This is a genomic window from Micromonospora sp. LOL_015, from assembly GCF_048060275.1.
Taxonomy (GTDB): domain Bacteria; phylum Actinomycetota; class Actinomycetes; order Mycobacteriales; family Micromonosporaceae; genus Micromonospora_E.
This window is the reverse complement of the sequence record NZ_JBHMIO010000046.1, coordinates 1-24,542: the sequence shown is the minus strand read 5'-3', so window position 1 is coordinate 24,542 and position 24,542 is coordinate 1. Positions and strand designations below refer to the sequence as shown.

Below are 24,542 nucleotides of genomic sequence, written 5' to 3'. Positions count from 1 at the left end.
GTGTATCGACCTTGTACCCGACCAGCAGCCATGCAATGGTGGTTTCGGTCGTGCGCACACGACCAGGGCCGAAATAGCGTAAACGGAAGCGGGCGATGGCTACAGACACGGCGTATTCTTCGGCGGCGGGAGACCTGCGGGGACCGATCACACCGGAAGGCCACACCATGGTCGACCTGCTGACCGGCGTACTACCGCAGATCCGCTCGGAGGCCGGTGACAACGACCGAGAGGGCGCCTTCCCGGTCGAGGTGTTCGGACAGTTCGCCAAACTCGGCCTGATGGGCGCGACGGTGCCCGCCGCGCTCGGCGGCCTCGGCGTCCACCGGCTGTACGACGTCGCCGTGGCTCTGAGGCGGCTGGCCGAGGCCGACGCCTCGACTGCCCTGGCCCTGCACGTTCAGCTCAGCCGCGGGCTCACCCTCACCTACGAATGGCTGCACGGCCCGCCGCCGGTCCGGGCGCTGGCCGAGCGGTTGCTGCGAGCCATGGCAACGGGAGAGGCCGCCATCTGCGGGGCTCTGAAGGACCCGCCGGGCGTGGTCACCGAACTGACCGCCGACGGCTCCGGCGGCTGGCTGCTCAACGGCCGCAAGACTCTGGTCAGCATGGCGCCGATCGGCACGCACTTCTTTGTGCACGCCCAGCGCCGCGATGCCGGCGGTCAGGTGCTGCTGACCGTACCGGTGGTACGCCGCGACGCGCCAGGGCTGACCGTCGCCGAGCACTGGGATGGCCTCGGCATGCGGGCGTCCGGCACCCTCGACGTCAGCTTTCACAACTGCCCCGTCGCCACCGACCGGATCCTCGAGCGCGGGCCGGCCGGTGCCCGCCGGGACGCCGTCCTGGCCGGGCAGACGGTCAGCTCGATCACCATGCTCGGGATCTACGCCGGCATCGCGCAGGCCGCGCGGGACCTCGCCGTCGAGGTGTGCGCTCGCCGCTGGTCGGAGCCGCCGTCCGCCGTTCGCACCCGGGTAGCCGAGATCGACGCCCGGCTGTACGCACTCCACGCAGTCACCGGCACCGCCCTACTCAACGCGGATCTCCTCGCCGCCGACCTGACCGGTGACCTCGACGAACGCGGGCGCGCAATGATGACGCCGTTCCAGTACGCCAAGATGACCGTCAACCAGCTGGCCCCGGCAGTCGTCGACGACTGCCTCTCACTGGTCGGTGGCCAGGCGTACGCCGGTCGGCACCCGTTGGCGCGGCTCTATCGCGATGTACGGGCCGGCGGCTTCATGCAGCCTTACAGCTATGTGGACGGCGTCGAGTATCTGAGCGGCCAGGCGCTGGGCTCCGACCGGGACAACGACTACATGAGCGTCCGCGCGCTCCGCGCCTAGAGTCCGGCGTGAGAAAGGCGAACATGACCATCCGAGTGTGGGACTACCTGCCGGAATACGAGAAGGAGCGGACCAATCTGCTCGACGCGGTGGAGACGGTCTTCGAGTCCGGCAACCTCGTGCTCGGTCGCAGTGTGCAGGGCTTCGAGAGTGAGTTCGCCGCGTACCACCATGTGCCGCACTGTGTCACGGTGGACAACGGGACCAACGCCATCAAGCTCGCTCTGCAGGCGTTGGGCGTAGGGCCCGGCGACGAGGTGATCACAGTCGCCAACACCGCGGCACCGACCGTCCTGGCGGTCGACGCCGTAGGCGCCACCCCCGTCTTCGTGGACGTTCGGGGGGACGACTACCTGATGGACACCACTCAGGTATCCGATGTGATCACCCCCGCGACCAAGGCACTCCTGCCCGTCCACCTGTACGGCCAGTGTGTGGAGATGGCGCCGCTCGAGCGGCTGGCCCGCGAGCACGGGCTGCTGGTGTTGGAGGACTGCGCGCAGTCGCATGGCGCTCGGCACAGAGGGCGACTCGCCGGCACCATCGGCGACGCCTCGGCCTTCTCCTTCTACCCCACGAAGGTGCTGGGCGCGTACGGCGACGGCGGCGCGGTACTCACCGACAATGAGTCCGTTGACCGCGACCTGCGCCGGCTGCGCTACTACGGCATGGAGAACGTGTACTACGTGGTCCAGACTCCCGGCCACAACAGCCGGCTGGACGAGGTACAGGCGGAGATCCTCCGGCGCAAGCTGGGCCGACTCGACGAGTACATCGCCGGACGCCGCGCGGTGGCTGAGCGCTACGCCGCCGGGCTGGGCGACGTCGCCGGCGCGACGGGTCTCGTGCTGCCGACGCTCGCCGACGGCAACGACCACGTCTACTACCTCTACGTGGTCCGTCACCCGCAGCGAAACACGATCATGGAACAGTTGAACCGGCGCGGGATCACGCTGAATATCAGCTACCCGTGGCCGGTGCACACCATGACCGGATTCTCGAAGCTCGGCTATGCCGTCGGGTCGCTGCCGGTCACCGAGCAGGTGGCCGGTGAAATCTTCTCCTTGCCGATGTACCCGTCCTTGCCGACCGACGTACAGGACCAGGTGATCGGCGCACTGCGCGACGTACTCACGGCTCTCTGAGCCACCGGTATCACTGTAGGAGACCACTGATGACCGATTCAGCCGGGCAGGCACGGCCGCAGGGAACCTGCCGGGCCTGCGGCGGAACTGTCATGCAGTTCCTCGAGCTCGGCCGCCAGCCACTGTCCGACCGTTTCCTGAGCCAACCGGAGATCCACCAGGAGTACTTTTTCCACCTGGCAGTCGGCGCCTGCGAGAGGTGCACGATGGTTCAACTGATGCACGAGGTCCCCCGAGAACAGATGTTCCACGAGGACTACCCGTACTATTCGTCCGGCTCGGCGGCCATGCAGAAACACTTCGTGGACACAGCCCGACATTTGTTGGGCACGGAGGCCGCCGGTCCGGACCCGTTCGTGGTCGAGATCGGCTGCAACGACGGGGTGATGCTGCGGACCGTACACGAGGCCGGGGTCCGGCATCTGGGCTTCGAACCGTCGGGTAAGGTCGCGAAGGCCGCGCGGGCCAACGGCGTGCGGGTACGCGGGGACTTCTTCGAGGAGTCCACCGCGCGTGAGGTACGGGCGAGCGACGGACCCGCAGACGTTGTCTTCGCGGCGAACACCATTTGCCACATTCCCGATCTGGACTCGGTCCTGCAGGGCGTCGACGCGCTGCTCGGGCCAGACGGCGTCTTCGTCTTCGAGGACCCGTACCTTGGCGACATCTTGGCAAAGACGTCGTTCGACCAGATCTACGACGAGCACTTCTTCCTGTTCTCGGCGCGCTCCGTACGGGCGTTGGCCGCGTCGTTCGGGTTCGAGCTGGTCGATGTCGAGCGGCTGCCCGTGCACGGGGGCGAGGTTCGGTACACGCTGGCGCGGGAGGGTACGCGCCGCCCGGCGGACCGGGTCGCCGCGCTGATCGCTGAGGAGGACGTGGGGGAGGTCGCGACGCTGGCCCGGCTGGACCGGTTCGCCGGCGATGTCAGACGAGTCCGCGACGACCTGCGGGCACTGCTGGAGCGGTTGAAGGTGGAGGGCAGGCGGGTGGTCGCGTACGGTGCAACCGCGAAGAGCGCGACCGTGACGAACTTCTGCGGTATCGGCCCTGATCTGGTGTCCTGCGTCTACGACACGACGCCCGCCAAACAGGGCCGCCTAACCCCGGGTACGCACATCCCGGTTCGATCCGCAGACGGGTTCTCGGCCGACTCGGCGGATTACGCGCTGCTCTTCGCCTGGAACCACGCCGACGAGATCATGGCGAAGGAACAGGCGTTCCGACAGGCCGGCGGAGCGTGGATCCTGTATGTCCCACAAGTACACGTCCGAGGCTGAGCGTGTCCGTGCTGGAGGCGACCGAACTGGCCGTCAAGGGAGCATTCGTCTTCGCCCCGCAGATCTTTGCCGACCCGCGCGGGGTCTTCCTGTCCCCGCATTTGGGCTCGGTATTCACCCAGACGCTCGGTTACCCGTTGTTCCCTGCTGCACAGACGAGTTACAGCGTCTCCCGCCGCGGCGTCGTCCGCGGGTTGCACTACACGGCGACGCCGCCCGGCACGGCCAAGCTCGTCTCCTGCCCACACGGTCGGGTTCTCGACCTGGTTCTGGACGCCCGGATCGGGTCGCCCACCTTCGGGCGCTGGGACAGCGTGGTCCTCGACTCCCGTGACTTCAAGTCGGTGTACCTGCCAGTAGGGGTGGCACACATGTTCGTGGCGCTGGAGGACGACACGGTGATGTCATACGTCCTCTCCACCGAGTACGTGTTCGAGAACGAGCAAGCGCTGTCACCGCTGGACGCCACGCTCGGCCTGCCCATCCCTACGGATGTCGAGCCGATCCTGTCGGATCGGGACCGGACCGCCGTCACCTTCGCGCAGGCCGACAAGGCCGGCCTGCTTCCCCGCTATGAAACCTGCGCCGAGATCGAGGCGGGCTTCCGTCTGGCTGCAGGTCGCGGTATCCGGCCTAGCTGAGCGCCCGCACCGTCCGGCGTATGCCTTCACTGAGGCCGACCCGGGGGCGCCATCCGGTCACGGCGGTGAAGGCGGATGCGTCAACCACCATACTGTGAAAGTCCGTCAGCCGGGCGACGGCGGGCGGCGCGACGGAGACGACCGGCACTGGCGGGCGCCCCGTCTCGGCGGCGACCAGCGCGGCAATCGTCCGAAACAGGTCGCCGACTGGCTCGCCGTGCCGGCTGCCGAGTGGCCAGTGCCGGCCGACGAGGGCATCCACGTGGTCAAGCGCGGCGACGAACGCGGCTGCCGCGTCGTGCACGTAGAGCAGCTCCCGCTGGATGGTGCCGTCGTGCCACATGGTCAGTGGTTCACCGGCCAGCGCACGACGGATCATCGTCGACACGACCCCGCGATCAGGACCGCCGCCCGGGTGGGCCGGCCCGAAGACCGTGGGCATCCGCAGGGTGATACCCCGCAGGACACCATCGGCGGAGGCCCGGTCGAGCAAAACCTCGGCAGCCAGCTTCTGCCGGTCGTACTCGGTCTCCGGGTGGTCTGGCTCGGTACCGTCGATGGGGGTACGGCGCGCCCGGCCCACCTGCGACGCCGAACCGGCGAAGACGACCGCGAGCTGTCCGGGCCTGGTCCGGGCGACATCGACCAGGTCGCGGACGACATCGACGTTCACCCGCGCTGCGGCGCTGTCGCCGTCGGTGCCGCGCCACCCGGCGGTGTCGAGCACCAGGTTGATCACGGCGTCCGCGCCGTCCACCGCCGCCGCCGTCGCACCCTCGTCGGTGAGATCAGCGCTGGCCACCTCGAACTCGGCAGGCCCCGATTTTGGTACCACCGCGGGTCGGCGGGAGATCGCCCGAACGGTGACCGGCCGCTCGGCAAGCAACGTCAGCAGGGCGGATCCCACGAATCCGGAGGCACCGAGCACCACGATCAGCGGCCGGTCCGTCATCGCCCGGGGACTCCGGCCCGGTAGAGCGCCTGCCAGTAGAAGGTCCATGGGACGGTCCTCGCATCGGCCAACAGGGTCCAATCGCAGGCCGGACTATAGACGTCGATAAATTTTTGGGCCTGTGCCGCAACAGCACGATTGTCATGGATATCCACGATGTCCTGCAACAGGCCGGTCCGCAGCGCGAGCGCGACGACCGCATCGCCCTGCGAATGCCCGTCCAGACTCTTGTCGAGATACTTGCCAACCGGATTGTTGACGTACAGATGACCGGCATGAGTGGCGATGAGGTCCAGGTAGGCGCGGACGGTCTCGGGAGTCATCTCCGCAAATGAGTCGATATTGATAGCCAGGTCGAATCGGAGCTTTCGTAGCGCTCCATCAGCCTCCGCCTGGTCCACGCCGTGGAAGTGAATCCTGTTGAGTTGCTCGGGCATCAGCACCACTCCGAGGTACCGGCGGGCCAGATCGAGCGAATTCTCCAGATCGACGATGTGGTATGCGGATATGTCACAGTTGGACATCAACGCATGGCAGGTCCGGCCGTATCCGGCACCGATCTCCAAGATGCTCGCACCGGCAAGGGCCAGCCGATTCTCGATGAACTCCAACTCGAGCACGGCCTGCAAGTAGTCCATGCAGACTTCTTCGCCCTCGTAGGTGATCGAGAAGGGATCGCCCACATGACGGTTGGGGATGCGGCGCAGTCGGGCCCAGTTGGCCGGGCTGAGGCCTGCGGCAAGGTTGAAAATCAGAGTCTTCAGATATCGCACGCCGTTGACCCGAGGATCCCAGAGTGCCAGTTTGTAGTTCACCTCACCTGACTTGAAGCCGGCCAGATCGGCGACGGCCTCCTTGGTGACCTGGGTATTGTTGTAGCGCTCCCAGAGCGGGCTGCGGCCGTACCTATGACTCATCTGCACCCCTGCCGAATCGAATCAACCGCTGGTCAACGTACCGGCTATTTATCAGCAGTTCACCTAGTCCATGTTCGGACGGTTGTGGAAGGTCCTGGTCGTAGGGACTCGGGCCAGGACCTCGGGCCAGGACCTCGGCGCTGACCCGCTTCTCAGACCAGTGTGGCACCCGCCGCTCGCAGCAACGCCCGCACCATGCTGGGGAAATCAACGCTCGGACGCCAGCCTGTTGCGGCCCGCAACCGGCTCGCGTCGCCGACCAACGGGATGTCCGGCCGGGTGAGCACGGCGGCGTTCTCCTCGACGTGGTCCCGCCAGTCCAACCCGACCGCAGCGAAGGCCGTCGCCACGAAATCGCCGACGGTGTGCCGTACCCCGGACGCCACCACATAGTCGGCCGGTGCCTCCAGGCTGAGGATTCGCTTCATCGCCTCCACGTAGTCTGGTGCGTAACCCCAGTCCACTACAGCCGTCAGGCTGCCGAGGACGAGGCGATCGGCTTCGCCACGCTGAATGCGCACAGCCGCGTCCACTATCTTCCGGGACACGAAACCCGGGCGCCGGAGCGGAGACTCGTGGCTGTAGAGGATGCCCACCGAGGCGAACACCCCCCGCGCACGGTAGGCGCGACAGTGCAGCAATCCAGCCGCTTTGCTGATGCCATAGACCGAGGTCGGTCGCAGTGGCGTTCTCTCGTCCTGCACCGGCGTGTCGGGCTCGCCGAAGACGTGCGACGAGGCGGCGTAAAACAACCTGGTGGCCGGGCTGTGCCGCCCGACAGCCTCCAGGAAGTGCACCGCAGCCAACGTGTTGACGGCGTACGAGCGGTGACTGAGCTGCACCGGATCGACGACCGCATCCTGCGACGAGCCGTGCACCGCCGCCAGTAGGTACACCTCGTCCGGTCGCAGCCCGGTCACCAGCTCGGTCACATCGTCCGGCCGGGTGATGTCGACGGCGCCGTGCCGCCCCACCGGCACCACCCGGTACCCCTGCGTCCGCAGCAACTCGCTCAACAGCGCCCCGTCCTGGCCCTCGGCGCCTACCACGATCGCCGTCGGCACGGTCAGACCCGAGTCAAGGTCGGCGGCCTGGCCACGACCAGTGGAAACCCGCCGCCATTCATATGGTTGACCCCTTTCATATCGGCTCCCGACGGCCGGCGCGAGTTCGCGGCCACGTCTCCGAAGTTCGCTTCCCGCAGGTGGAGCTCACGATATCCGACAATATGTTTGCCGGTAAAGCGTTGGACGGGCACGCCGACCAAGTCTAGATGAAACCCTCGAACTGACCGAACCTCGACCACGGGTGTGGTGTACATCGCGCCAGCGCCGCTATCTTTACGGAATGCGCATGGAGGGTTCGTGAAGTTATTTTTTATGCCGGGTCCGGCGAAATCGAACGTATTCGGCCTCGGCTCCTTGGCTGTCGCCGCGCGGGTGAACGGTCACGACGTCATTCTCGCGTCCACCGCAGAGGCGACCGCTGCGGCGACGACCATCGGCCTGCCTGCCATGACGACGAGTGGGCTGTCGCTGACGCAGCTGATGACGACTGACCGCGCCGGCAACCCGCTACGGATTCCCACTGACGAGGCCGACCTGCCGATCTTCGTCGGGAACATGTTCGGTCGGCTGGCCGCCGTCAGCCTCGGGCCGACACGCGAACTGGTCACCCGCTGGCGGCCGGACGTCCTGGTCAGTGGGCCGCACGCCTACACCGGCCCGCTGCTGGCCGCCGAGTTCGGATTGCCCTGCGTCCGGCACCTGCTGACCGGGACCCCGGCCGACCGAGAGGGAACCCACCCCGGTGTCGAGGACGAGCTCCGGCCCGAACTCGACGCGCTCGGCCTCGACCGAATACCCAACTTCGACCTAGCAATCGATATCTTTCCGGCGAGTATCCGACCCGTGGGCAGACCGGTGCAGCCCATGCGGTGGACTCCCACCAACGAGCAACGCCCCGTCGAACCGTGGATGGTCACCCCAGGGCAGCGCCGCCGGGTGCTGCTGACCGCGGGCAGCCTGGCAACACCGACGCACGGCATCGACCTGCTGCGGACCCTGGTGGCCGCGCTCGCGGGCCTGGACGTCGAACTGATCGTTGCTGCCCCTGACCAGGTCGGCGCCCTGTTGCGAGAAGAGCCCGGGGTCACCGATGCGGGCTGGGTTCCCCTGGACATGGTGCTGCCCACCTGCGACCTGATCGTGCACCATGCCGGCACGATGACCGCGCTCACGGCGCTGCAGGCCGGTGTCCCGCAGCTGATCATCCCGCAGGACCGCCGGTTCGTCGACTGGGCCAACATGCTGGCCAGTAAGGATGTCGCGATCACCCTGCCGCCCGGCGGGGACACCCCGGACACACTCGCCCGCGCCGCCCGCGTCCTGCTGACCGAGCCGCTCCACGCCGCCGCCGCGCGTGCCATGGCCGACGAGATCGCCGCGATGCCCCTGCCGGTCACCGTCCTCGACGTGTTGAAGGGCCTGACCGCATAGAAGCGGTCATCTTTGAGGGTTTTCCCGGGATCTCCCGTCCTACAGTCGATGCTGATTCCCGTCCATGCTGGCGAAAAGGGAAAACCATTTTGACGACTGCGCCGGATCGAACCGTTCACCTCTACCGACAGATGCGCCTGATTCGGGAATTCGAGGAGCACTGCCTCGAAATGGCCCTCACCGGTACGATCGTCGGTGGAATCCACCCCTACATTGGTCAAGAGGCTGTCGCGGTGGGCGTGAGTGCCCATCTGAGGCCGGACGACGTCGTCACCAGCACTCACCGCGGACACGGGCACGTGCTCGCGAAGGGCGCCGATCCGAAACGAGCGATGGCCGAGCTGTACGGTGCCAGCACCGGCCTCAACCGGGGGCGTGGTGGATCGATGCACGCCGCCGACATGGGACTGGGCATCTACGGCGCGAACGGAATCGTGGGCGCGGGTGCGCCGATCGCGGTGGGCGCAGCATGGGCGGCCCGGCGCCAGGGCCGCGACCAGCAGGTAGCGGTAGCGTTCTTCGGCGACGGCGCGCTCAGCCAGGGCGTGGTGCTCGAGGCCTTCAACATGGCCGTGCTGTGGTCGCTGCCGGTGCTGTTCGTCTGCGAGAACAACGGTTACGCCACCAGCCTGCCGATCGGTCGAGGGCTGGCGGGTGATCCGGTGCGCCTGGCGGCCGGGTTCGGCCTGACCGTCGCGGCGGTCGACGGGATGGACGTCGAAGCCGTGTCTGCGGCAGCCGGCCGGGCAGTGGCCGCCTGCCGCGCCGGTGGCGGACCGCACTTCCTCGAATGCGCGACCTACCGGTTCCACGGCCACCACACTGTGGAACACCTGATGGGCATCGACTATCGCGACCCGACCGAGGTGGCCGACTGGAAGGCGCGTGATCCGCTGATCCGCCAGCGCGCCCGTCTCGCGCCGGCGGTCGCCGCCGAGGTCGACGCCGAGATCACCGCGCTGATCGCCGAAGCTGCCGCGTTTGCCGGTACCAGCCCCGGATCCGACCCGGGCGACGCCCTGGACTACCTGTACGCCGGCACGACGCCGACACGGCCGGGAGCGTGATCTGATGCCGAGCCTTTCCTACGTCGCGGCGTTGAACCAGGCCCTGCACGACGAAATGGCCCGTGACGAGCGGGTGTGTGTCCTCGGTGAGGACGTGAGTCTGGGCATCACCGGCATCACCAAGGGACTGGCCGAGGTGCACGGCACCGGCCGGGTAGTGGACACACCCCTGTCCGAGCAGGCGTTCACCAGTCTGGCCACCGGGGCCGCCATCGCCGGCCAGCGGCCCGTCGTGGAGTTCCAGATCCCGTCACTGCTCTATCTGGTGTTCGAGCAGATCGCCAACCAGGCGCACAAGTTCTCGCTGATGACCGGCGGCCAGGCCAGCGTCCCGGTCACCTACCTGGTGCCCGGCTCCGGGTCCCGGTCCGGCATGGCCGGACAACACTCCGACCACCCGTACAGCCTGCTCGCGCACGTCGGCATCAAGACCGCGGTGCCGGCGACGTCCAGCGACGCGTACGGCCTGCTGCTGTCGGCGATACGAGAGCCTGACCCGGTTGCCGTCTTCGCGCCTACCCTGCTGATGGGCACGTCCGAGGAGATCGACGGTGACCTCGACGCCGTGCCGCTGGGCAGTGCCCGGGTGCACCGTGAAGGCACGGATGTCACCGTGGTGGCCGTTGGTCATCTGGTACCGGTTGCCCTTCAGGTGGCTGCCGAGCTTGCCGCAGAGGCGTCGGTCGAGGTCGTCGACCCACGCACGGTCTATCCGGTCGACTGGGAGACGCTGGGCAAGTCGGTCACCCGGACCGGCCGGCTGGTGGTGATCGACGACTCGAACCGGATGTGCGGATTCGGTGCCGAGATCGCGGCGACCGCAGTTGAGGAGTTCGGGCTGGCGGTGCCACCCAGGCGGCTGTCTAGACCAGACGGTGCGGTCATCCCGTACGCGCTGAACCTGGACCACGCGCTGCTGCCCGACGCGCTCGGGCTCGCCGAGGCCATCCGTGCGGTGCTGCGGTAAGGGCGGTGCGGAAAGTAGACGCGGCGTTGGAGTGGAGACTGGCAGATGACATCGGGACATCCCCGGGTTACGACGATCACGGTGAGCACCAACGAGATCAAGTGGCTGCGTCGCTGCTTGACGGCGCTGGTCGACAGCGACACCGAAGGCTTTGACCTAGACGTGCGCCTGATCGACAACGCCTCGACCGACGGCAGCACGGACCTGGTCACCCGCGAGTTTCCCACCGTGAAGCTCATCCGCAACCCCACCAATCTTGGATTCACCGGGGCCAACAACGTGGGCATCCGGGCTGCGCTCGCCGACAAGGCCGACTACATATTCTTGGTCAACCCGGACACCTGGGTCCCGCCGCGGCTGGTCCGGGCAATGGTCGAGTTCGCCGAGCGGTGGCCCGAGTACGGGATCATCGGTCCACTGCAGTATCGCTACGACGACGACTCGACCGAACTGACCGAATTCAACGACTGGACGCACACCGCGCTGTGGCTGGGCGAACAGCACGCGTTCGCGAGTGACCGACTGGATCATCCGTCCCCGGCCGGCAGTCCCGCCGGCCGCGCGCCGCGAACCCTGGAGCACGCCTACGTCCAAGGTGCCGCACTGTTCGCGCGAGCGACGACGCTTCGAGAGATAGGCATGCTCGACGAGGTCTTCCATACCTACTACGAGGAAGTGGACCTCTGCCGGCGGGCCAGATGGGCAGGCTGGCGGGTGGCCCTGCTGCTCGACGAGGGCCTCCAGCACCATGGCGGTGGCGGCGCGACAACACGCAGCACGTACACCCGGGTCCACATGCGGCGCAACCGCTACTACTGTCTGCTCACCGATGTGGACTGGAGCCTGGTCAAGGCGGCCCGGCTGGCCACCCGATGGCTCCTGGCAGACCTGTCGGGCAGGAGCGTGGTCGGCAGGATCGACCCGCTGACCGGCGTACGGGAGACCGTGGCCGCGATGCGGTGGCTGGCGGGCCAGACCCCGACCATAGTAAGACGTCGGCAGAGTCATCGCGGGTTGCGCGCGGGCCGGGCGGCGGCACAGCGTGCGGTGGCGTCATGACCGGGCCCCGCATTCTGATCTCCGGCAACTTCCACTGGCAGGCGGGGTTCAGTCACACCGTGGCCGGCTACGTCCGGGCGGCCCGCGAGGCAGGCTGTGAGGTCCGGGTCAGCGGCCCGTTGTCGCGTATGAACGACCAGGTGCCCCGACATCTGCCCGTCGAACCGAACCTCGATTGGGGCACACACCTGGTGGTGATGTTCGAGGCCCGGCAGTTCCTGACCCCCGAGCAGATCGAACTCGCCCGTACCTTCCCCCTGTCACGCCGGCTGGTCGTCGACTTCGACCTGCACTGGGCTGACGAGCAGCCGGAGCTGGGCGCCGACGGCACGGCAGGCAAGTACACCGCCGAGAGCTGGCGCACTCTGTACAGTGCGCTGAGTGATCTGGTGCTGCAGCCGAGGATCGCCAACTCGATGCCGCCGGGAGCGGAGTACTTCCAGTGCTACGGCATGCCCGAGACCGTATGTCATCCGTTGTCACTCGGCCGCGAACGGGACTACGACCTGCAGTACATCGGCAGCAACTGGTGGCGTTGGAAACCGCTGACCGCCGTGGTGGAGGCTGCGGCTACGCTTCGGCCCACTCCCCGGATCCGGGTCTGCGGACGCTGGTGGGACGGCACCACCTGTCCCGGTTTCGAAGACGCGACCACTGGCGTGCCGGGCTGGCTGGCCGAGCGTGGCATCGAGGTCTGCCCGCCAGTGCCGTTCGGGCGGGTCATCGCGGAGATGGGCCGGTCACTGATCTCACCGGTCCTGGTCCGTCCCCTGGTGGCAGGCACGGGATTGCTGACCCCGCGGATGTTCGAGACCCTGGCATCGGGCAGCTTGCCGGCCCTCTCCGCTGACGCGGAGTTCCTCGCCGTTGTCTACGGCGACGAGTGCGAGCACCTGCTACTCGGCGCCAATCCGGCCACGACGCTCGCCCGCCTCATCACGGACTTCGAGCGCCATGCCCAGGTCGTCGGTCGGATTCAGGACCGGCTGCGGGTGGAGTATGCCTATCCTCGCGTCCTTCGGAACCTTCTGGCCTTCTTCGGGTGAGGGGCCCCAGGCGCCACCGATGACGACGCCGCCTGCTGACCGATTGATACCCTGGCACGCGGAGAGACAGGAGCAGGGTGGGCTATCGGTACGAAACGACACGGTCTGACCATGGTGATCTCGCCAGCGGTGCGGTCCTGCGTTCCGCCCCGGGACTTCCCGCCTTTCCCGTCCGGCTCGCGTCCGAGGTGTTCCAGCGCGCCCTCAAGGTGCGCGGCGGCACCGCTCCGGCGGTCCTGTGGGATCCGTGCTGCGGCAGCGGCTACCTGCTGACCGTGCTCGGGGTCCTGCATCGGCGGAGAATCGAAGCACTACTGGCCTCTGATATCGACGCCGGCGCTTTGGCGTTGGCGTCAGCCAACCTGAAGCTGCTCACCGACGGCGGAATGGCGGTGCGGGCTGCGGAACTGGCCGAGCGCGCCCAGCGCTTTGGCAAGCCCGGCTACGCCGAAGCTGCGGCAGCTGCTGGGCGACTGGGCCGCCGCCTGGAGGCCGGCGGCGGCCCTGTGCCACACGCCGTCCGGCAGGCCGACGTCTTTGATCCGGTGGCGCTCGCGTCTGCGGTCAAGGGGTATGCACCCGACCTGGTCGTGACAGACGTGCCGTACGGCGAGCAGACGGAGTGGACTGGTGACCACGCCGGCCAGGGCCTCCCCGGGATGCTGACCGCTCTTGCCGCGGCGCTCCGGCCGACTGCGGTGATCGCGGTGATCGTACGAGGGCGCAGGGTTCCGCCGGTCGGCGGTGTGCGACCCCGGCAGAAGTTGCGGGTCGGTACGCGAGCAGTGGCCCTGTTCGTGGCCGCCGATCTCGCCGGCACCGGACCGCACTGACGGTAACAGCCTGGGCCGACGGCAGAAGTCTGGATTGTCCGTTCTCGACGCGCAGTTGACCCCGATGGTCCGACAGCCTGGCACCAGATACCGTGCCAGCTGGTGGATCGACAGGATGGCGGGGATGAGCATGCCGAGGTCGCACAGCGGAGTTGGTTGGGCCGATCTGGTCGCAACGATCATCAAGTGACTGGTCCGCTTTGGGGGGCAGGCCCTAGTAGCCTCCCTATAATGCATTCGTGGAGGGTGATCCCTGCTCTATTTTCCAGTAACGTGAGCCACAGCAACGGGACATGCGCCCTTTCCCTCGGGGGCAACCCGGTAGTTCGCCATCCTTCGATGCGGCCACCTCGAAGGATGGTCCCAGGGCTGGGAGATTATCCTGACTAGGCGAGCGCTGATCACAGGGATTACCGGCCAGGACGGCACCTATCTGGCGCGGCACCTGTTGGCCGCCGGATATGAGGTCTTCGGGATGGTACGCGGCCACACTGCGCCAACCGTGTGCCACCCCGGACAATTACATCCGGACGTGACGCTTGTAAGCGGGGATCTGATGGACCAGCCAAGCCTGCTCTCAGTGGTCGGGCAGGTCCAGCCGGACGAGGTCTACAACCTCGGTGCGCTCTCCTACGTCCCCGTGTCGTGGCGGCAGTCCACAGCCACCGCACAGGTCACCGGGATGGGCGTGCTGCGCATGCTCGAAGCGATCCGGATCACCGCAGGAATCACTAGCTCACGAACCCCCGACTTTAGCCATCCCCGATTCTATCAGGCGTCGTCGTCAGAGATGTTCGGCAAGGTTCGAGAAACACCACAGAACGAGCTGACACCATTTCACCCACGCAGTCCTTACGGCGTGGCCAAAGCCTTCGGCCACTACACGGTACAGAGCTACCGCCAATCGTACGGCATGTTCGCGGTCTCCGGAATGCTCTTCAATCATGAGTCACCGATACGCGGGCCGGAGTTTGTGACGCGGAAGGTTTCGCTCGGCGCGGCGGCCGTCAAGCTGGGGCTGCGAAAATCGTTGCGGCTGGGCAACCTGGAGGCCGAGCGTGACTGGGGTTTTGCTGGGGACTACGTCCGCGGCATGGCACTGATGCTCGCTCAGGACGAGCCCGACGACTACGTCCTGGGCACCGGGACTGCGCACAGCGTACGCGAACTCGTCGAGCTCGCGTTCGCCCATGTCGAACTGAACTGGCGTGACTACGTCGTCCTCGACGAGGCGCTTCAGCGTCCCGCCGAGGTCGACCTACTCTGCGCCGACCCGACCAAGGCTCGGCAGAGACTCGGTTGGAAACCAACAGTTCCCTTCGAGGAGATGATCGCGATGATGGTCGACAGCGATCTGGACCTGCTGTCGGATCCGCAGCGCCACGGCGACGGCGTCATTCGCGAGCTGGCCGATCTGTGGTGAGGGAGCTGCCCGCGTTGCCCGAGAGCAAACTGATGACGCTGGATGAGGACCGGCGGCTCTTCGGGGTCGCCGTGGTCGTCGACCGCGCCACGCTGCCGTGGGACGGTTGCCACCGCGATGTCGAAGCACGCAGTGCGCTCGCCTGCCTGCGCAGGCTGTGGTGAGCGAGGTGCCGGAACGGGTCGTGGTGGACGGTCCTGTTCGGTTCGGCGTGCTGGGGTGCGCCGACATCGCTCGTCGACGGACCCTACCGGCGATCCTACGCGAGCCCACGACCGAGCTTGTCGCCGTCGCGGCCCGGGAACCAACCAAGGCCCGGTTGTTCGCCGGGGAGTTCGGCTGTGAGGCCGCCGCCGACTACCGCACGCTGCTGACCCGGCCGGACGTGGATGCCGTGTACATCCCCTTGCCGACCGGGCTGCACCACGAGTGGGTCGGCCGGGCCCTGGAGGCCGGCAAGCATGTCCTGGTGGAGAAGCCGTTGACCACTCGGTACGCCCACACTGAGGCGATGGTGAAGAGCGCCCGGTCCCTCGGCCTCGCGCTGATGGAAAACCTTACCTTTCTCCGACACGGTCTGCACCGCACCGTCCGGGAGTTGCTGGACGGCGGCGAGATCGGTGAGCTGCGGACGGTCAACGGGGCGTTCGGCTTCCCTCCACTCGGCCCCGGTGACATCCGGTACCGCTCGGATCTGGGCGGTGGAGCGCTGTTCGACATCGGCGTGTACCCGCTGAGCGCCGCGCGTCTTTTCCTCGGTCCTGAGTTGGAGGTGGTCGGCGCGACGCTGAAGGAAGACGCCGGGCGCGGTGTCGACGTGTCGGGCAGTGCCCTGCTTCACACCCCGGACGGCCGGACCGCCCAGCTGGCCTTCGGGTTCGAGCATGCCTACCGGTGCGACTACATCCTCTGGGGCAGCGAGGGGCGGATCATCGTCGACCGCGCCTACACTCCCCCGGCTACCTGGCGACCGGTGATCCGAATCGAACGCGATCATGAATATCGGAAACTGATCCTTCCGCCGGAGGATCAGTTCGCCAACACGCTACGCGCATTCGTCGACGCCGTCACCGCCGGTCAGCAGGAGGTTGACACGGTTGAAATCTGCGCTCGTGCACGGCTGATCGATGAGATTCGGGAGTGCGCGGCTGTCGCAGGTACGGCAGCGCTACGGCACCGGTAGCTGCGCGAGCTGTGGTGAGAACACTAGTTCGTCGTCCCGCAGAACTCGATAGGGTCGAATCAGGTTGTCTGCGGCACGACTGTCTGTGGCTACGGCTTGCCGGGCGCTGATCCGCAGCTGACGGATATGGCCGCACCTCGACCACCGCAATCACCGGACAATCCCGAAGATGCTGGGCAGCACGAAACTCCTCGGCCGCCGACGAAAGCCGAAAGGACAGGCTATGACCATGGTTGTACAGGACCCTGCCGTGTGGGTCGAGCGCTTCCGGGTGGACGGCTTCGTCCGAGTCGGACAGGTACTCGACAGGGACGTGACACGTCGACTCAAGGCCGGGGCCACGAGGTTGATCTCACGGTTCACCGACGAGGGCCACACCTCCACGGACTACTGGAACTTTGACGTCGACGAGCAACCGCCGGTGTTGTACCGCATACACAATCTGGAAAAGCAGGACTGGCCAGAGGCCGAGTTGCTGCACCGTCCGGAGCTCGCCCGGCTGGCCGCGCAGTTCATCGGCGAACCCGTCGTCGCCACTGCGTTCGCCCTGGTGCTCAAGGAACCACGCCGTGCGGCCGGGGTGCCCTGGCACCGCGACCGTCCACACCTCGCTCCGCAGACAGCGTGCAACATCAGCATCTGCCTGGATGCGGCGGGCCCGGCCAACGGGTGCCTCGAAGGCGTTCCCGGCTCGCACCTGATGCCCGCCGATCTGGACGTCGAAGCAGTACGCGACGCCGGCCCTCGGGTACCGGTGCCGTCCGACGAGGGCGATCTCGTGGTACACGACGTGCGCCTGGTCCACGGGTCCGGCCCGAACCCGAGCGACCGGTGGCGCAGAACCATCGTCATCGAGTTCGCCGATCCGGCGATCCGCCTCGAAGCCTGACAAGCAGTGTCTCATCGGTGACGCGTACACGCGGAGGAAATCATGACGGCCCCGCTCATCCAACGTCTGCTCATGATGGCGGATGCTCCCGACGTCGGTGCGAGACTCTTGGCCGAAGACCCGGCAGCCGTTGTGGCTGTGGCCATCGGCGAGGTGGCGAGCCGGACGTTGCTGTACTTGGGCCCGGAGGCACCGATAGACGTTCAGTTCGAAGTCGACGTTCCGGCTGCCGGGCAGGTCACCTACCTCCTTACGGTCGGTCCGGACGGGCCTCGGACGCGACCAGGCCGGCTCGGCGATCCGTGGGTGTATATCCGCTACGACCTGGCCGCGCTCGTCCGGGACGTATTCGGCCCGAGCGGCCCGTGGACCGGCACCGGCCGGGACGTGACGATGAAGGACGAGCCCGGCCCGGTCGAGTACAAGCCCGACGACCCGTGGCTGGTACGGCGCGACGAGGCGACTCGCGCGGTCCACCAGGTGCTCCAGGCCTGTGAGCCGTACCGGGGATCGCTGACCGCGCTGGCGCTGCAGTTCGGCTCGGACAAGTGGGGCGGGCACTGGTACACGCCCCACTACGAGCAGCATCTAGGCAGGTTCTGTGACCAGCGGGTGTCCGTACTGGAGATTGGCATCGGCGGCTACCACGAGCCGGACGCTGGAGGGGCCTCGCTGCGCATGTGGAAGCACTACTTCCCCCGCGGCATGGTGTACGGACTCGACGTGTACGACAAGTCGGTGCTGGACGAGCCACGGCTCGTCACGCTCCGCGGCGACCAGGCCGACCCGGCGTTTCTCATCGACCTCGCGCGGCGGTACGGTCCGTTCGACATCGTGATCGACGATGGCAGCCACGTCAGCAGCCATGTCATCACCGCGTTCAACGCGCTCTTCCCGTACGTACGCCCTGGTGGCGTGTACGTGATCGAGGACCTGCACACCTCGTACTGGCCCGAGTGGGGTGGAAACGGTACGGACCTGACCGACCCCGCCACGTCAGTCGGGTTCTTGAAGACACTTGTCGACGGGTTGCACCACCGCGATCGGATTCGTGACCACCCGTACCGGCCGTCCTACCTAGATCAACATGTGACAGGTCTGCACATGTACCACAATCTCGCGATCGTCGACAAGGGTCGCAATACCGAACAGGCAAACGCAACCTGGCGACCGCGGCAGGATCCGATGTCCGATCTGCCGGCGCCACACCGGGCCACGGAGAAGTGAGGGACTGATGCGCGTCGTTCTGGTGACCATGGCGCTACGGGTACCGACCGACCCGAGCCACTGGATCACGGTCCCACCGCAGGGCTATGCCGGTATTCACTGGATCGTGGCCAACCACATGGACGGCCTGCTCGAACTCGGCCATGAGGTGTTCCTGCTCGGCGCACCGGGAACCGAACCGGTCTCGCCGGCGGTCACCGTTGTGGACGCCGGTGAGATCGAGGACATGCATGCGTGGCTGAACAGCTCAGAAGCATCCGTAGTCGACGTCGTCCACGACTTCTCCTGCGGGCAGATCGACCCGGACCGGATCCCCAAAAACATGGCCTACCTGTCCACCCATCACCTGACCGGCAAGCCGAAGTACCCGCGCAACTGCGTGTACGCCTCGTACGCCCAACGTGCCCAGGCCGAGAACGACGTCGCACCGGTGGTCCGCATCTCTGTGAACCGGGCACGCTACCCGTTCCAGGCCCAGAAGGACGACTACCTGCTCTACCTCGGCCGAATCTCCGAGTGGAAGGGCACCTACGAGGCCGCGGCCTTCGCCAGCGCCGCCGGGCGCCGTTTGATCGTGGCCGGTCCGTCCTGGGAGGAGAACTACCTGGCCAGGATCAGGCGCGACTTCGGGGAGACCCTCGACCTTGTCGGCGAGGTGGGCGGTGAGCGACGACTCGACCTGATCGCGCGCGCGACCGCCATGATGGTGCTGTCCCAGAGCACGATGGGGCCATGGGGCGTGGTGTGGTGTGAGCCCGGATCGACCGTGGTGTCGGAAGCCGCCGTGTGCGGTACGCCCGTCATCGGTACCTCCAACGGTTGCCTGGCGGAAATTGTGCCGGGAGTCGGGGCGGTCGTGCCAGAAGGCTCTGATTTCACCACCGAACAGGCCCGCGACGTCGTTGCTGGCCTGCCCGAACCGGGTTCGGTCCATGCCACAGCGGTGCGGCAGTGGGACTACGTCGTGGTGGCCAAGGAGTTCGAGACGATCTACCACGATGTGCTCGCTGGCCGATCCTGGACGTGACAGCCGGGTCACGTCGGCCGAGCCGGCACGCAAGCGTGACGTGCCTCAAAACTTTGCCCCGCGCGACCACCCGTTTTAGCAATCGACAACAGGGGATGTTCGTGGAACCGAAAGCATTCAGGCCGCCCGCTCGGGCCGCTGCTGAACCGGTCGCTGTCGTGGGGATCGGCTGCCGGTTCCCCGGCGACGTCAATTCCCCGGACGAGTTCTGGGATCTGCTCTCCGGCGGGCGCAACACCACCGGGGAGGTGCCGGCCGGCCGGTGGGAGCCGTATCGCGAACGCGGGCCCGAGTTCGAGGCGGCCGTACGGCGGGCGAACCGGTCGGGCAGCTTCCTGAGCGAGATCGACGGCTTCGACGCCGAGTTCTTCGGCATCTCGCCACGCGAGGCGGAGCTGATGGACCCGCAGCAGCGGATGTTGCTGGAGGTCACCTGGCAGGCCTTGGAGCACGCGGGCATCCCACCGCGTGACCTGGCCCGCACCGACACCGGGGTCTTCGCCGGTGTCTGCACCTACGACTACGGTGCCCACCAGCTCGAAAACCTGCCGCACATCGATGCCTGGACGGGGATCGGCGCGGCCACCTGCGCGGTCTCCAACCGGATCTCGCACGTACTGGACCTGCGCGGGCCGAGTCTGACGGTGGACACCGCCTGCTCGGCGTCGCTGGTGGCGCTGCACCTGGCCGCGCAGAGTCTACGCCTGGGTGAGAGCACGGTGGCACTGGTCGGCGGCGTCAGTCTCATCGTCTCGCCCGGCCAGTCGATCACTCTTGCCGCGGCGGGTGCGCTGGCCCCGGACGGGCGGAGCAAGTCCTTTGACGCCACGGCGAACGGGTACGGTCGCGGCGAGGGCTGCGGCGTCGTCGTGCTGAAGCTGCTGGCCGATGCCGAGCGCGACGGGGATCGGGTACTGGCCGTGCTGCGCGGTAGCGCCGTCAACCAGGACGGTCGCACCAACGGGATCATGGCCCCGTGCGGCCCAGCCCAAGAACACGTGATGGAGCAGGCCCTACGGTACGGAGGAATCGAGCCGGGCTCGGTCGACTACGTCGAGGCCCATGGGACGGGCACCCCGCTCGGCGATCCGCTGGAGGCCGCCGCGATCGGCGCCGTGTACGGGCAGGGTCGTACCGACGGTGCGCCGTGCCTGATCGGTTCGGTCAAGTCCAACATCGGTCACCTCGAAGGCGCCGCCGGCATCGCCGGGGTGATCAAGGCGGTGCTCGCCCTCGGCCACGCCGAGATTCCGGCCACATTGCTCGTCACCGAGATCAGTCCCGCCGTCGACTGGGACAAGCTGAAGGTGCGCGTGGTGACCCGGCACGAACCCTGGCCGGACCGCGGTGCTCCCCGACGCGCCGGTGTGTCCGGATTCGGCTACGGCGGGACGGTTGCCCACGTCGTGCTCGAGCAGGCACCACAAGTGTCAGCATCCGAGACCAGTCCGCCGATCGGGGAATCCCTGTTTCCGATCTCTGCGGCCTCCTCCGCAGCCCTGGGCGATCAGGCGACGGCGCTCGCCGAGTGGCTGGCCAAGGACACCGATCTGGCGTTCGTGGGACACACGCTGGCACTGCGACGCTCCCACCTCGCTTACCGGGCTGTCGCGGTGGCCGCCGACGCGGCCGGTCTCGGTGCCGCGCTGCGCGGCCTGGCCGCAGGCGAACCGGTCGACGGCGTCGTCACCGGATCGCCGCTCAGCGACGTCCCGAGGCTGGTCTGGGTGTTCTCCGGCCACGGTTCGCAGTGGACCGGAATGGGCCGGGAGCTACTCACCGCCGAACCGGCGTTCGCACAGGTGATCGACTCTCTGGAGTCCATCTTCCTGGAGGAGATCGGTTTCTCGCCGCGTCAGGCGCTACTGGACGGCGGATTCGATTCAGTTGATCGAACTCAAACCATGATCTTTGCCATGCAGCTGGGGCTGGCCGCAGTCTGGCGATCACGAGGAGTAACTCCAGATGCGGTGATCGGTCACTCCGTCGGTGAGATCGCCGCCGCAGTCGCCGCCGGCGTGCTGACGGTGGAGAACGGTGCCCGGCTGATCTGCCGGCGGTCGGTACTGCTCCGGCGGGTCGCGGGCCAGGGTGCGATGGCCCTGGTCTCGTTGCCGTTCCACGAGGTCACCGAGCAGCTGGCCAACCGGACCGACGTGGTGGCGGCAATCGCGTCGTCGCCGACGTCCACCGTGGTGTCCGGCGACCCTGCGGCGTTGGACGCGCTGGTCGCCCGCTGGACCGCCGACGGCCTGGTGACCCGCAAGGTGGCCGCCGATGTGGCGTTCCACAGCCCGCAGATGGATCCGCTGCTCGCCGAGCTCGCCGCAGTCGTCGACTTCACGCCGCAGAGCCCACGGATTCCGGTGTACTCGACCGCCCTGGACGACCCGCGTGCCGCGATGACGGCTGACAGCGCCTACTGGGTGAGGAACCTGCGCGATCCGGTACGGCTCGCCGCCGCGGTCACCGCCGCGTCCGCCGACGGCTTCCGGGTGTTCGTGGAGGTGTCGCCGCACCCGGTGGTCGCTCACTCGATCCACGAAACGTTGGCCGGGACCGACGAGGACGCGTACGTCGGCGTCACACTGCGCCGCGACCAACCCGAAGTACGCGGCTTCCTGACCGCCCTCGCCGGGGTGCACTGCGCGGGGGTGGACCTCGACTGGCGCGCTCTGCACCCAACGGGTGACCTGGTCACGCTGCCGATCTACCGTTGGCAGCACCGCAGCCACTGGCACTACCCCACTGCGGGGCCACTGGCCGGCGGACGCGGGCACGAACCGACCTCGCACACCCTGCTCGGTACGCGGCGTAGTCTCGCGGGAAGCACGGTCCAGGTGTGGGGGACCGGCCTAGCCGACACGAACCGGCCCTATCCGGGCAGTCACCGCCTCAACGGCGTCGAAATCGTGCCGGCCGCCGTCCTGGTGGTCACCTTCCTGGCGGCTGCCGAGCGGGACGGCGTACCGCCGGTCCTGGCCGGCATGACGATGCGGCATCCGCTCATGACGGCCGGCCTGCGGGAGATCCAGGTGGTTCGGGAGGCCGACGCCGTCCGACTCGCGTCCCGGACCACCGGTGGATACGCCGGCGATGATCCGCCGTGGCTGGTCCACGCCGACGCCACCGTGGTCGGCAGTGACCCTGCGGCGATCGAGGCGCGGACGCTGGTGGACCCGCAGCGGTACCGGCTGGAACCGGCCGACCCCGGACTGATCCACCGCAGACTCGCCGAGGTCGGCGTCCCGTCGACGGGTTTCGACTGGTCGGTGGACCACCTGCTGTCGGGGTACGGCGTCCTGCGTGCCCGCGTCCGCGTCGCCGACACGTCCACCTGGGCATCGGCACTGGACGCGGTGATGTCGATCGCGCCGGCAGCCTATCCGGGTCTTCCACAGCTGCGGATGGTAATGCAGATCGACGAGGTGGCCACGATCGGCCGGCCGCCCGAGACCGTCCTCGTCGAGGTACGGCTGGATGAGGACCGCCCTGACACGGTGGACGCGCTCGTCGCGGCCGAGGCCGGCCAGGTTCTGGCAGCGCTGCCCGGGCTGCGCTATCCGGTGATCGATCAGCCGCCGTCCCCGACCGCCCTGGAGGAGACGGATCACCCGGAGCCGACGGTGTCCTTCGCCGACCTGCCCCCCGCCGAGCTGCGGGAACGGGTGCTCAAGGAGGTCCGTCACCAGATAGCGACCGAGATGCGGCTCGCGGTGGACGACCTGCATCCGAGACGCCCGCTCGCAGAACAGGGTCTGGACTCCGTGATGACGGTGGTCGTCCGCCGGCGGCTGGAGAAGCGACTGGGGTTGGGACTACCGGCGACCGTGTTCTGGCAGCAACCCACCGTGACCGCAATCGCCGATCACGTGGCTGGGCTGCTCTCCGCGCGGGACCAGACGAACTGACCCGACGTCGCCGCGGTGGCGCCGACTCCGACGCGGCAAGGGAACGCCAGTTCGTCGGTTTTCCTCCACCCGGTGAGCCAGGGTCGGGTCGCCCGGAGGGATCTCACCTCCGGGCTCCCACGGAACGGAGCGTGACAGTGTCAAGGGTCAGGACGAAGTCCTGTCCGATGGTCTTTGAAGCTCCTCGTGGGCGGACAGCAGAATTCCATGCCGGTGGTCAGGTGATCTCCTGGTGGGGGGCTAGGTCAAGGTTTTTACTCCCTTGCCGGCGAGGGCTTGCTGGAGTCGGTGGGAGTCGCCTTGGGTGGTGATCAGGTGGGCGTGGTGTAGCAGCCGGTCGACCGTGGCGGTCGCGAGGGTCTTGGGCATGATCGTGTCGAAGCCGGACGGGTGGATGTTGCTGGTCACGGCGATCGAGCGGCGTTCGTAGGCGGCGTCGACGATGCGGTAGAACGCTTCGGCGGCGTCTTGCCCGGCGGGTAGCATGCCGATGTCGTCGACCACGATCAGGTCGCTGCGGCAGATCCGGGCGATGGTCCGGGCGGTCGAGCCGTCGGCTTTGGCTCGGCTGATCGTGTTGGTCAGCGTTTCGAGGGTGAACCAGGCCACGCGTAGGTCGGCCTCGATCGCTTTCTGTGCCAGGGCTTCGACGAAGTGGGACTTGCCGGTGCCCGACGGGCCGGACACGGCCAGGTTCTCGGCCCGGCTGATCCATTCCAGGGTGGACAGGGCTTGTTGGGTGGCCGGGGGGATGGATGACTCGTCGGGCCGCCAGGTCGCGAGGGTTTTGCCGGTGGGGAAGTTCGCGGTCTTGCGGCGCATCCTGCGGGTCGCTGCGTCACGGCCGATGACTTCTTCGTTGATCAGCACGCGTAGGACTTCGGCGGGGTCCCAGCGTTGGGCTTTGGCGGTGGCGATGACGTCGGGTGCGGCGGCGCGTAGGTAGGGCAGCCGCATCCGGCGCAGGAGTTTGTCGAGGTCGTCGGGCAGGGCCGGCGCCGAGCGGGTCGGCGTCGGGGTGGGGCGGGTCATCGGATGGTGGCCTTTCTGAGTCGGCGGTGCAAAGTCAGGGTGTTCTGTTCGACGAGGGCGGCCAGGCCGGCCGCGGCGAGGTGGCCGTGGCCTGCG

Annotated in this window: 21 protein-coding genes; 17 read left to right on the top strand and 4 right to left on the bottom strand. The window is 67.5% G+C overall.

Going from position 1 to position 24,542, the window contains the following annotated elements; translation table 11 throughout:
* The first annotated feature begins 95 nt into the window (after positions 1 to 95).
* From ACFHWU_RS24790 to ACFHWU_RS24775, 4 genes are read left to right on the top strand one after another with little or no spacing between them, the layout of a single operon-like run.
* Positions 96 to 1,349: an acyl-CoA dehydrogenase family protein gene (locus ACFHWU_RS24790; protein ID WP_416591748.1), complete on the top strand. Its 1,254-nt coding sequence runs from the start codon at positions 96 to 98 to the stop codon at positions 1,347 to 1,349.
* Between the two features lie 23 nt (positions 1,350 to 1,372).
* Positions 1,373 to 2,494 carry a DegT/DnrJ/EryC1/StrS family aminotransferase gene (locus ACFHWU_RS24785; protein WP_416591747.1) on the top strand — a complete coding sequence of 374 codons (1,122 nt, stop codon included), beginning with the start codon at positions 1,373 to 1,375 and terminating at the stop codon, positions 2,492 to 2,494.
* 29 nt (positions 2,495 to 2,523) lie between these two features.
* Positions 2,524 to 3,774 (top strand): methyltransferase domain-containing protein, encoded by a 1,251-nt coding sequence (locus tag ACFHWU_RS24780; RefSeq protein WP_416591746.1) that lies wholly within the window; start codon positions 2,524 to 2,526, stop codon positions 3,772 to 3,774.
* A gap of 11 nt (positions 3,775 to 3,785) precedes the next feature.
* Positions 3,786 to 4,415 carry a dTDP-4-dehydrorhamnose 3,5-epimerase family protein gene (locus ACFHWU_RS24775; RefSeq protein WP_416591757.1) on the top strand — a complete coding sequence of 210 codons (630 nt, stop codon included), beginning with the start codon at positions 3,786 to 3,788 and terminating at the stop codon, positions 4,413 to 4,415.
* Here the strand turns inward: ACFHWU_RS24775 and ACFHWU_RS24770 are convergent.
* The 3 genes from ACFHWU_RS24770 to ACFHWU_RS24760 form a co-directional block, all read right to left on the bottom strand.
* Positions 4,408 to 5,367, bottom strand: coding sequence for an NAD-dependent epimerase/dehydratase family protein (locus tag ACFHWU_RS24770; protein WP_416591745.1), 960 nt, complete (start codon positions 5,365 to 5,367; stop codon positions 4,408 to 4,410). The genes ACFHWU_RS24775 and ACFHWU_RS24770 overlap by 8 nt on opposite strands.
* Positions 5,364 to 6,284, bottom strand: coding sequence for a putative sugar O-methyltransferase (locus ACFHWU_RS24765; protein ID WP_416591744.1), 921 nt, complete (start codon positions 6,282 to 6,284; stop codon positions 5,364 to 5,366). Before ACFHWU_RS24765 ends, ACFHWU_RS24770 begins: the two co-directional genes overlap by 4 nt.
* A gap of 152 nt (positions 6,285 to 6,436) precedes the next feature.
* Complete coding sequence (locus ACFHWU_RS24760) at positions 6,437 to 7,348, bottom strand: GDP-mannose 4,6-dehydratase (protein WP_416591743.1); 912 nt, start codon at positions 7,346 to 7,348, stop codon at positions 6,437 to 6,439.
* 300 nt (positions 7,349 to 7,648) lie between these two features.
* Here ACFHWU_RS24760 and ACFHWU_RS24755 point away from each other — a divergent pair, with 300 nt between their 5' ends.
* From ACFHWU_RS24755 to ACFHWU_RS24695, 13 genes are all read left to right on the top strand, one after another.
* Complete coding sequence (locus ACFHWU_RS24755) at positions 7,649 to 8,782, top strand: nucleotide disphospho-sugar-binding domain-containing protein (RefSeq protein WP_416591742.1); 1,134 nt, start codon at positions 7,649 to 7,651, stop codon at positions 8,780 to 8,782.
* Positions 8,783 to 8,913: 131 nt separating this feature from the next.
* Positions 8,914 to 9,849: a thiamine pyrophosphate-dependent dehydrogenase E1 component subunit alpha gene (locus tag ACFHWU_RS24750; RefSeq protein ID WP_416591756.1), complete on the top strand. Its 936-nt coding sequence runs from the start codon at positions 8,914 to 8,916 to the stop codon at positions 9,847 to 9,849.
* A 4-nt stretch (positions 9,850 to 9,853) separates the two neighbouring features.
* The gene (locus tag ACFHWU_RS24745) at positions 9,854 to 10,816 is read left to right on the top strand and encodes an alpha-ketoacid dehydrogenase subunit beta (protein ID WP_416591741.1); all 963 of its coding nucleotides are present in this window, start codon (positions 9,854 to 9,856) and stop codon (positions 10,814 to 10,816) included.
* 45 nt (positions 10,817 to 10,861) lie between these two features.
* Positions 10,862 to 11,875, top strand: coding sequence for a glycosyltransferase family 2 protein (locus ACFHWU_RS24740; RefSeq protein ID WP_416591740.1), 1,014 nt, complete (start codon positions 10,862 to 10,864; stop codon positions 11,873 to 11,875).
* Positions 11,872 to 12,921 carry a hypothetical protein gene (locus ACFHWU_RS24735; RefSeq protein WP_416591739.1) on the top strand — a complete coding sequence of 350 codons (1,050 nt, stop codon included), beginning with the start codon at positions 11,872 to 11,874 and terminating at the stop codon, positions 12,919 to 12,921. Before ACFHWU_RS24740 ends, ACFHWU_RS24735 begins: the two co-directional genes overlap by 4 nt.
* A gap of 77 nt (positions 12,922 to 12,998) precedes the next feature.
* Positions 12,999 to 13,754 (top strand): rRNA methyltransferase, encoded by a 756-nt coding sequence (locus ACFHWU_RS24730; protein WP_416591738.1) that lies wholly within the window; start codon positions 12,999 to 13,001, stop codon positions 13,752 to 13,754.
* A 331-nt stretch (positions 13,755 to 14,085) separates the two neighbouring features.
* A complete protein-coding gene (locus tag ACFHWU_RS24725; RefSeq protein WP_416591755.1) occupies positions 14,086 to 15,177 on the top strand; it encodes a GDP-mannose 4,6-dehydratase in 1,092 nt (363 codons plus the stop codon).
* Positions 15,174 to 15,341 carry a hypothetical protein gene (locus ACFHWU_RS24720; RefSeq protein ID WP_416591737.1) on the top strand — a complete coding sequence of 56 codons (168 nt, stop codon included), beginning with the start codon at positions 15,174 to 15,176 and terminating at the stop codon, positions 15,339 to 15,341. The genes ACFHWU_RS24725 and ACFHWU_RS24720 overlap by 4 nt, the downstream gene beginning before the upstream one ends.
* Before the next feature lie 23 nt (positions 15,342 to 15,364).
* Complete coding sequence (locus ACFHWU_RS24715; RefSeq protein WP_416591754.1) at positions 15,365 to 16,360, top strand: Gfo/Idh/MocA family protein; 996 nt, start codon at positions 15,365 to 15,367, stop codon at positions 16,358 to 16,360.
* A 223-nt stretch (positions 16,361 to 16,583) separates the two neighbouring features.
* Positions 16,584 to 17,249: a phytanoyl-CoA dioxygenase family protein gene (locus tag ACFHWU_RS24710; RefSeq protein WP_416591736.1), complete on the top strand. Its 666-nt coding sequence runs from the start codon at positions 16,584 to 16,586 to the stop codon at positions 17,247 to 17,249.
* Positions 17,250 to 17,291: 42 nt separating this feature from the next.
* Positions 17,292 to 18,476, top strand: a complete 1,185-nt coding sequence (locus tag ACFHWU_RS24705) for a class I SAM-dependent methyltransferase (RefSeq protein WP_416591735.1) — start codon at positions 17,292 to 17,294, stop codon at positions 18,474 to 18,476.
* A 7-nt stretch (positions 18,477 to 18,483) separates the two neighbouring features.
* Positions 18,484 to 19,503, top strand: coding sequence for a glycosyltransferase (locus tag ACFHWU_RS24700; RefSeq protein ID WP_416591734.1), 1,020 nt, complete (start codon positions 18,484 to 18,486; stop codon positions 19,501 to 19,503).
* Between the two features lie 95 nt (positions 19,504 to 19,598).
* Positions 19,599 to 23,414 (top strand): type I polyketide synthase, encoded by a 3,816-nt coding sequence (locus tag ACFHWU_RS24695; protein ID WP_416591733.1) that lies wholly within the window; start codon positions 19,599 to 19,601, stop codon positions 23,412 to 23,414.
* A 240-nt stretch (positions 23,415 to 23,654) separates the two neighbouring features.
* On the opposite strand, the gene istB is transcribed toward ACFHWU_RS24695, so the two are convergent.
* Positions 23,655 to 24,446, bottom strand: a complete 792-nt coding sequence (istB, locus tag ACFHWU_RS24690; protein ID WP_416591732.1) for an IS21-like element helper ATPase IstB — start codon at positions 24,444 to 24,446, stop codon at positions 23,655 to 23,657.
* Positions 24,447 to 24,542 lie beyond the last annotated feature (96 nt).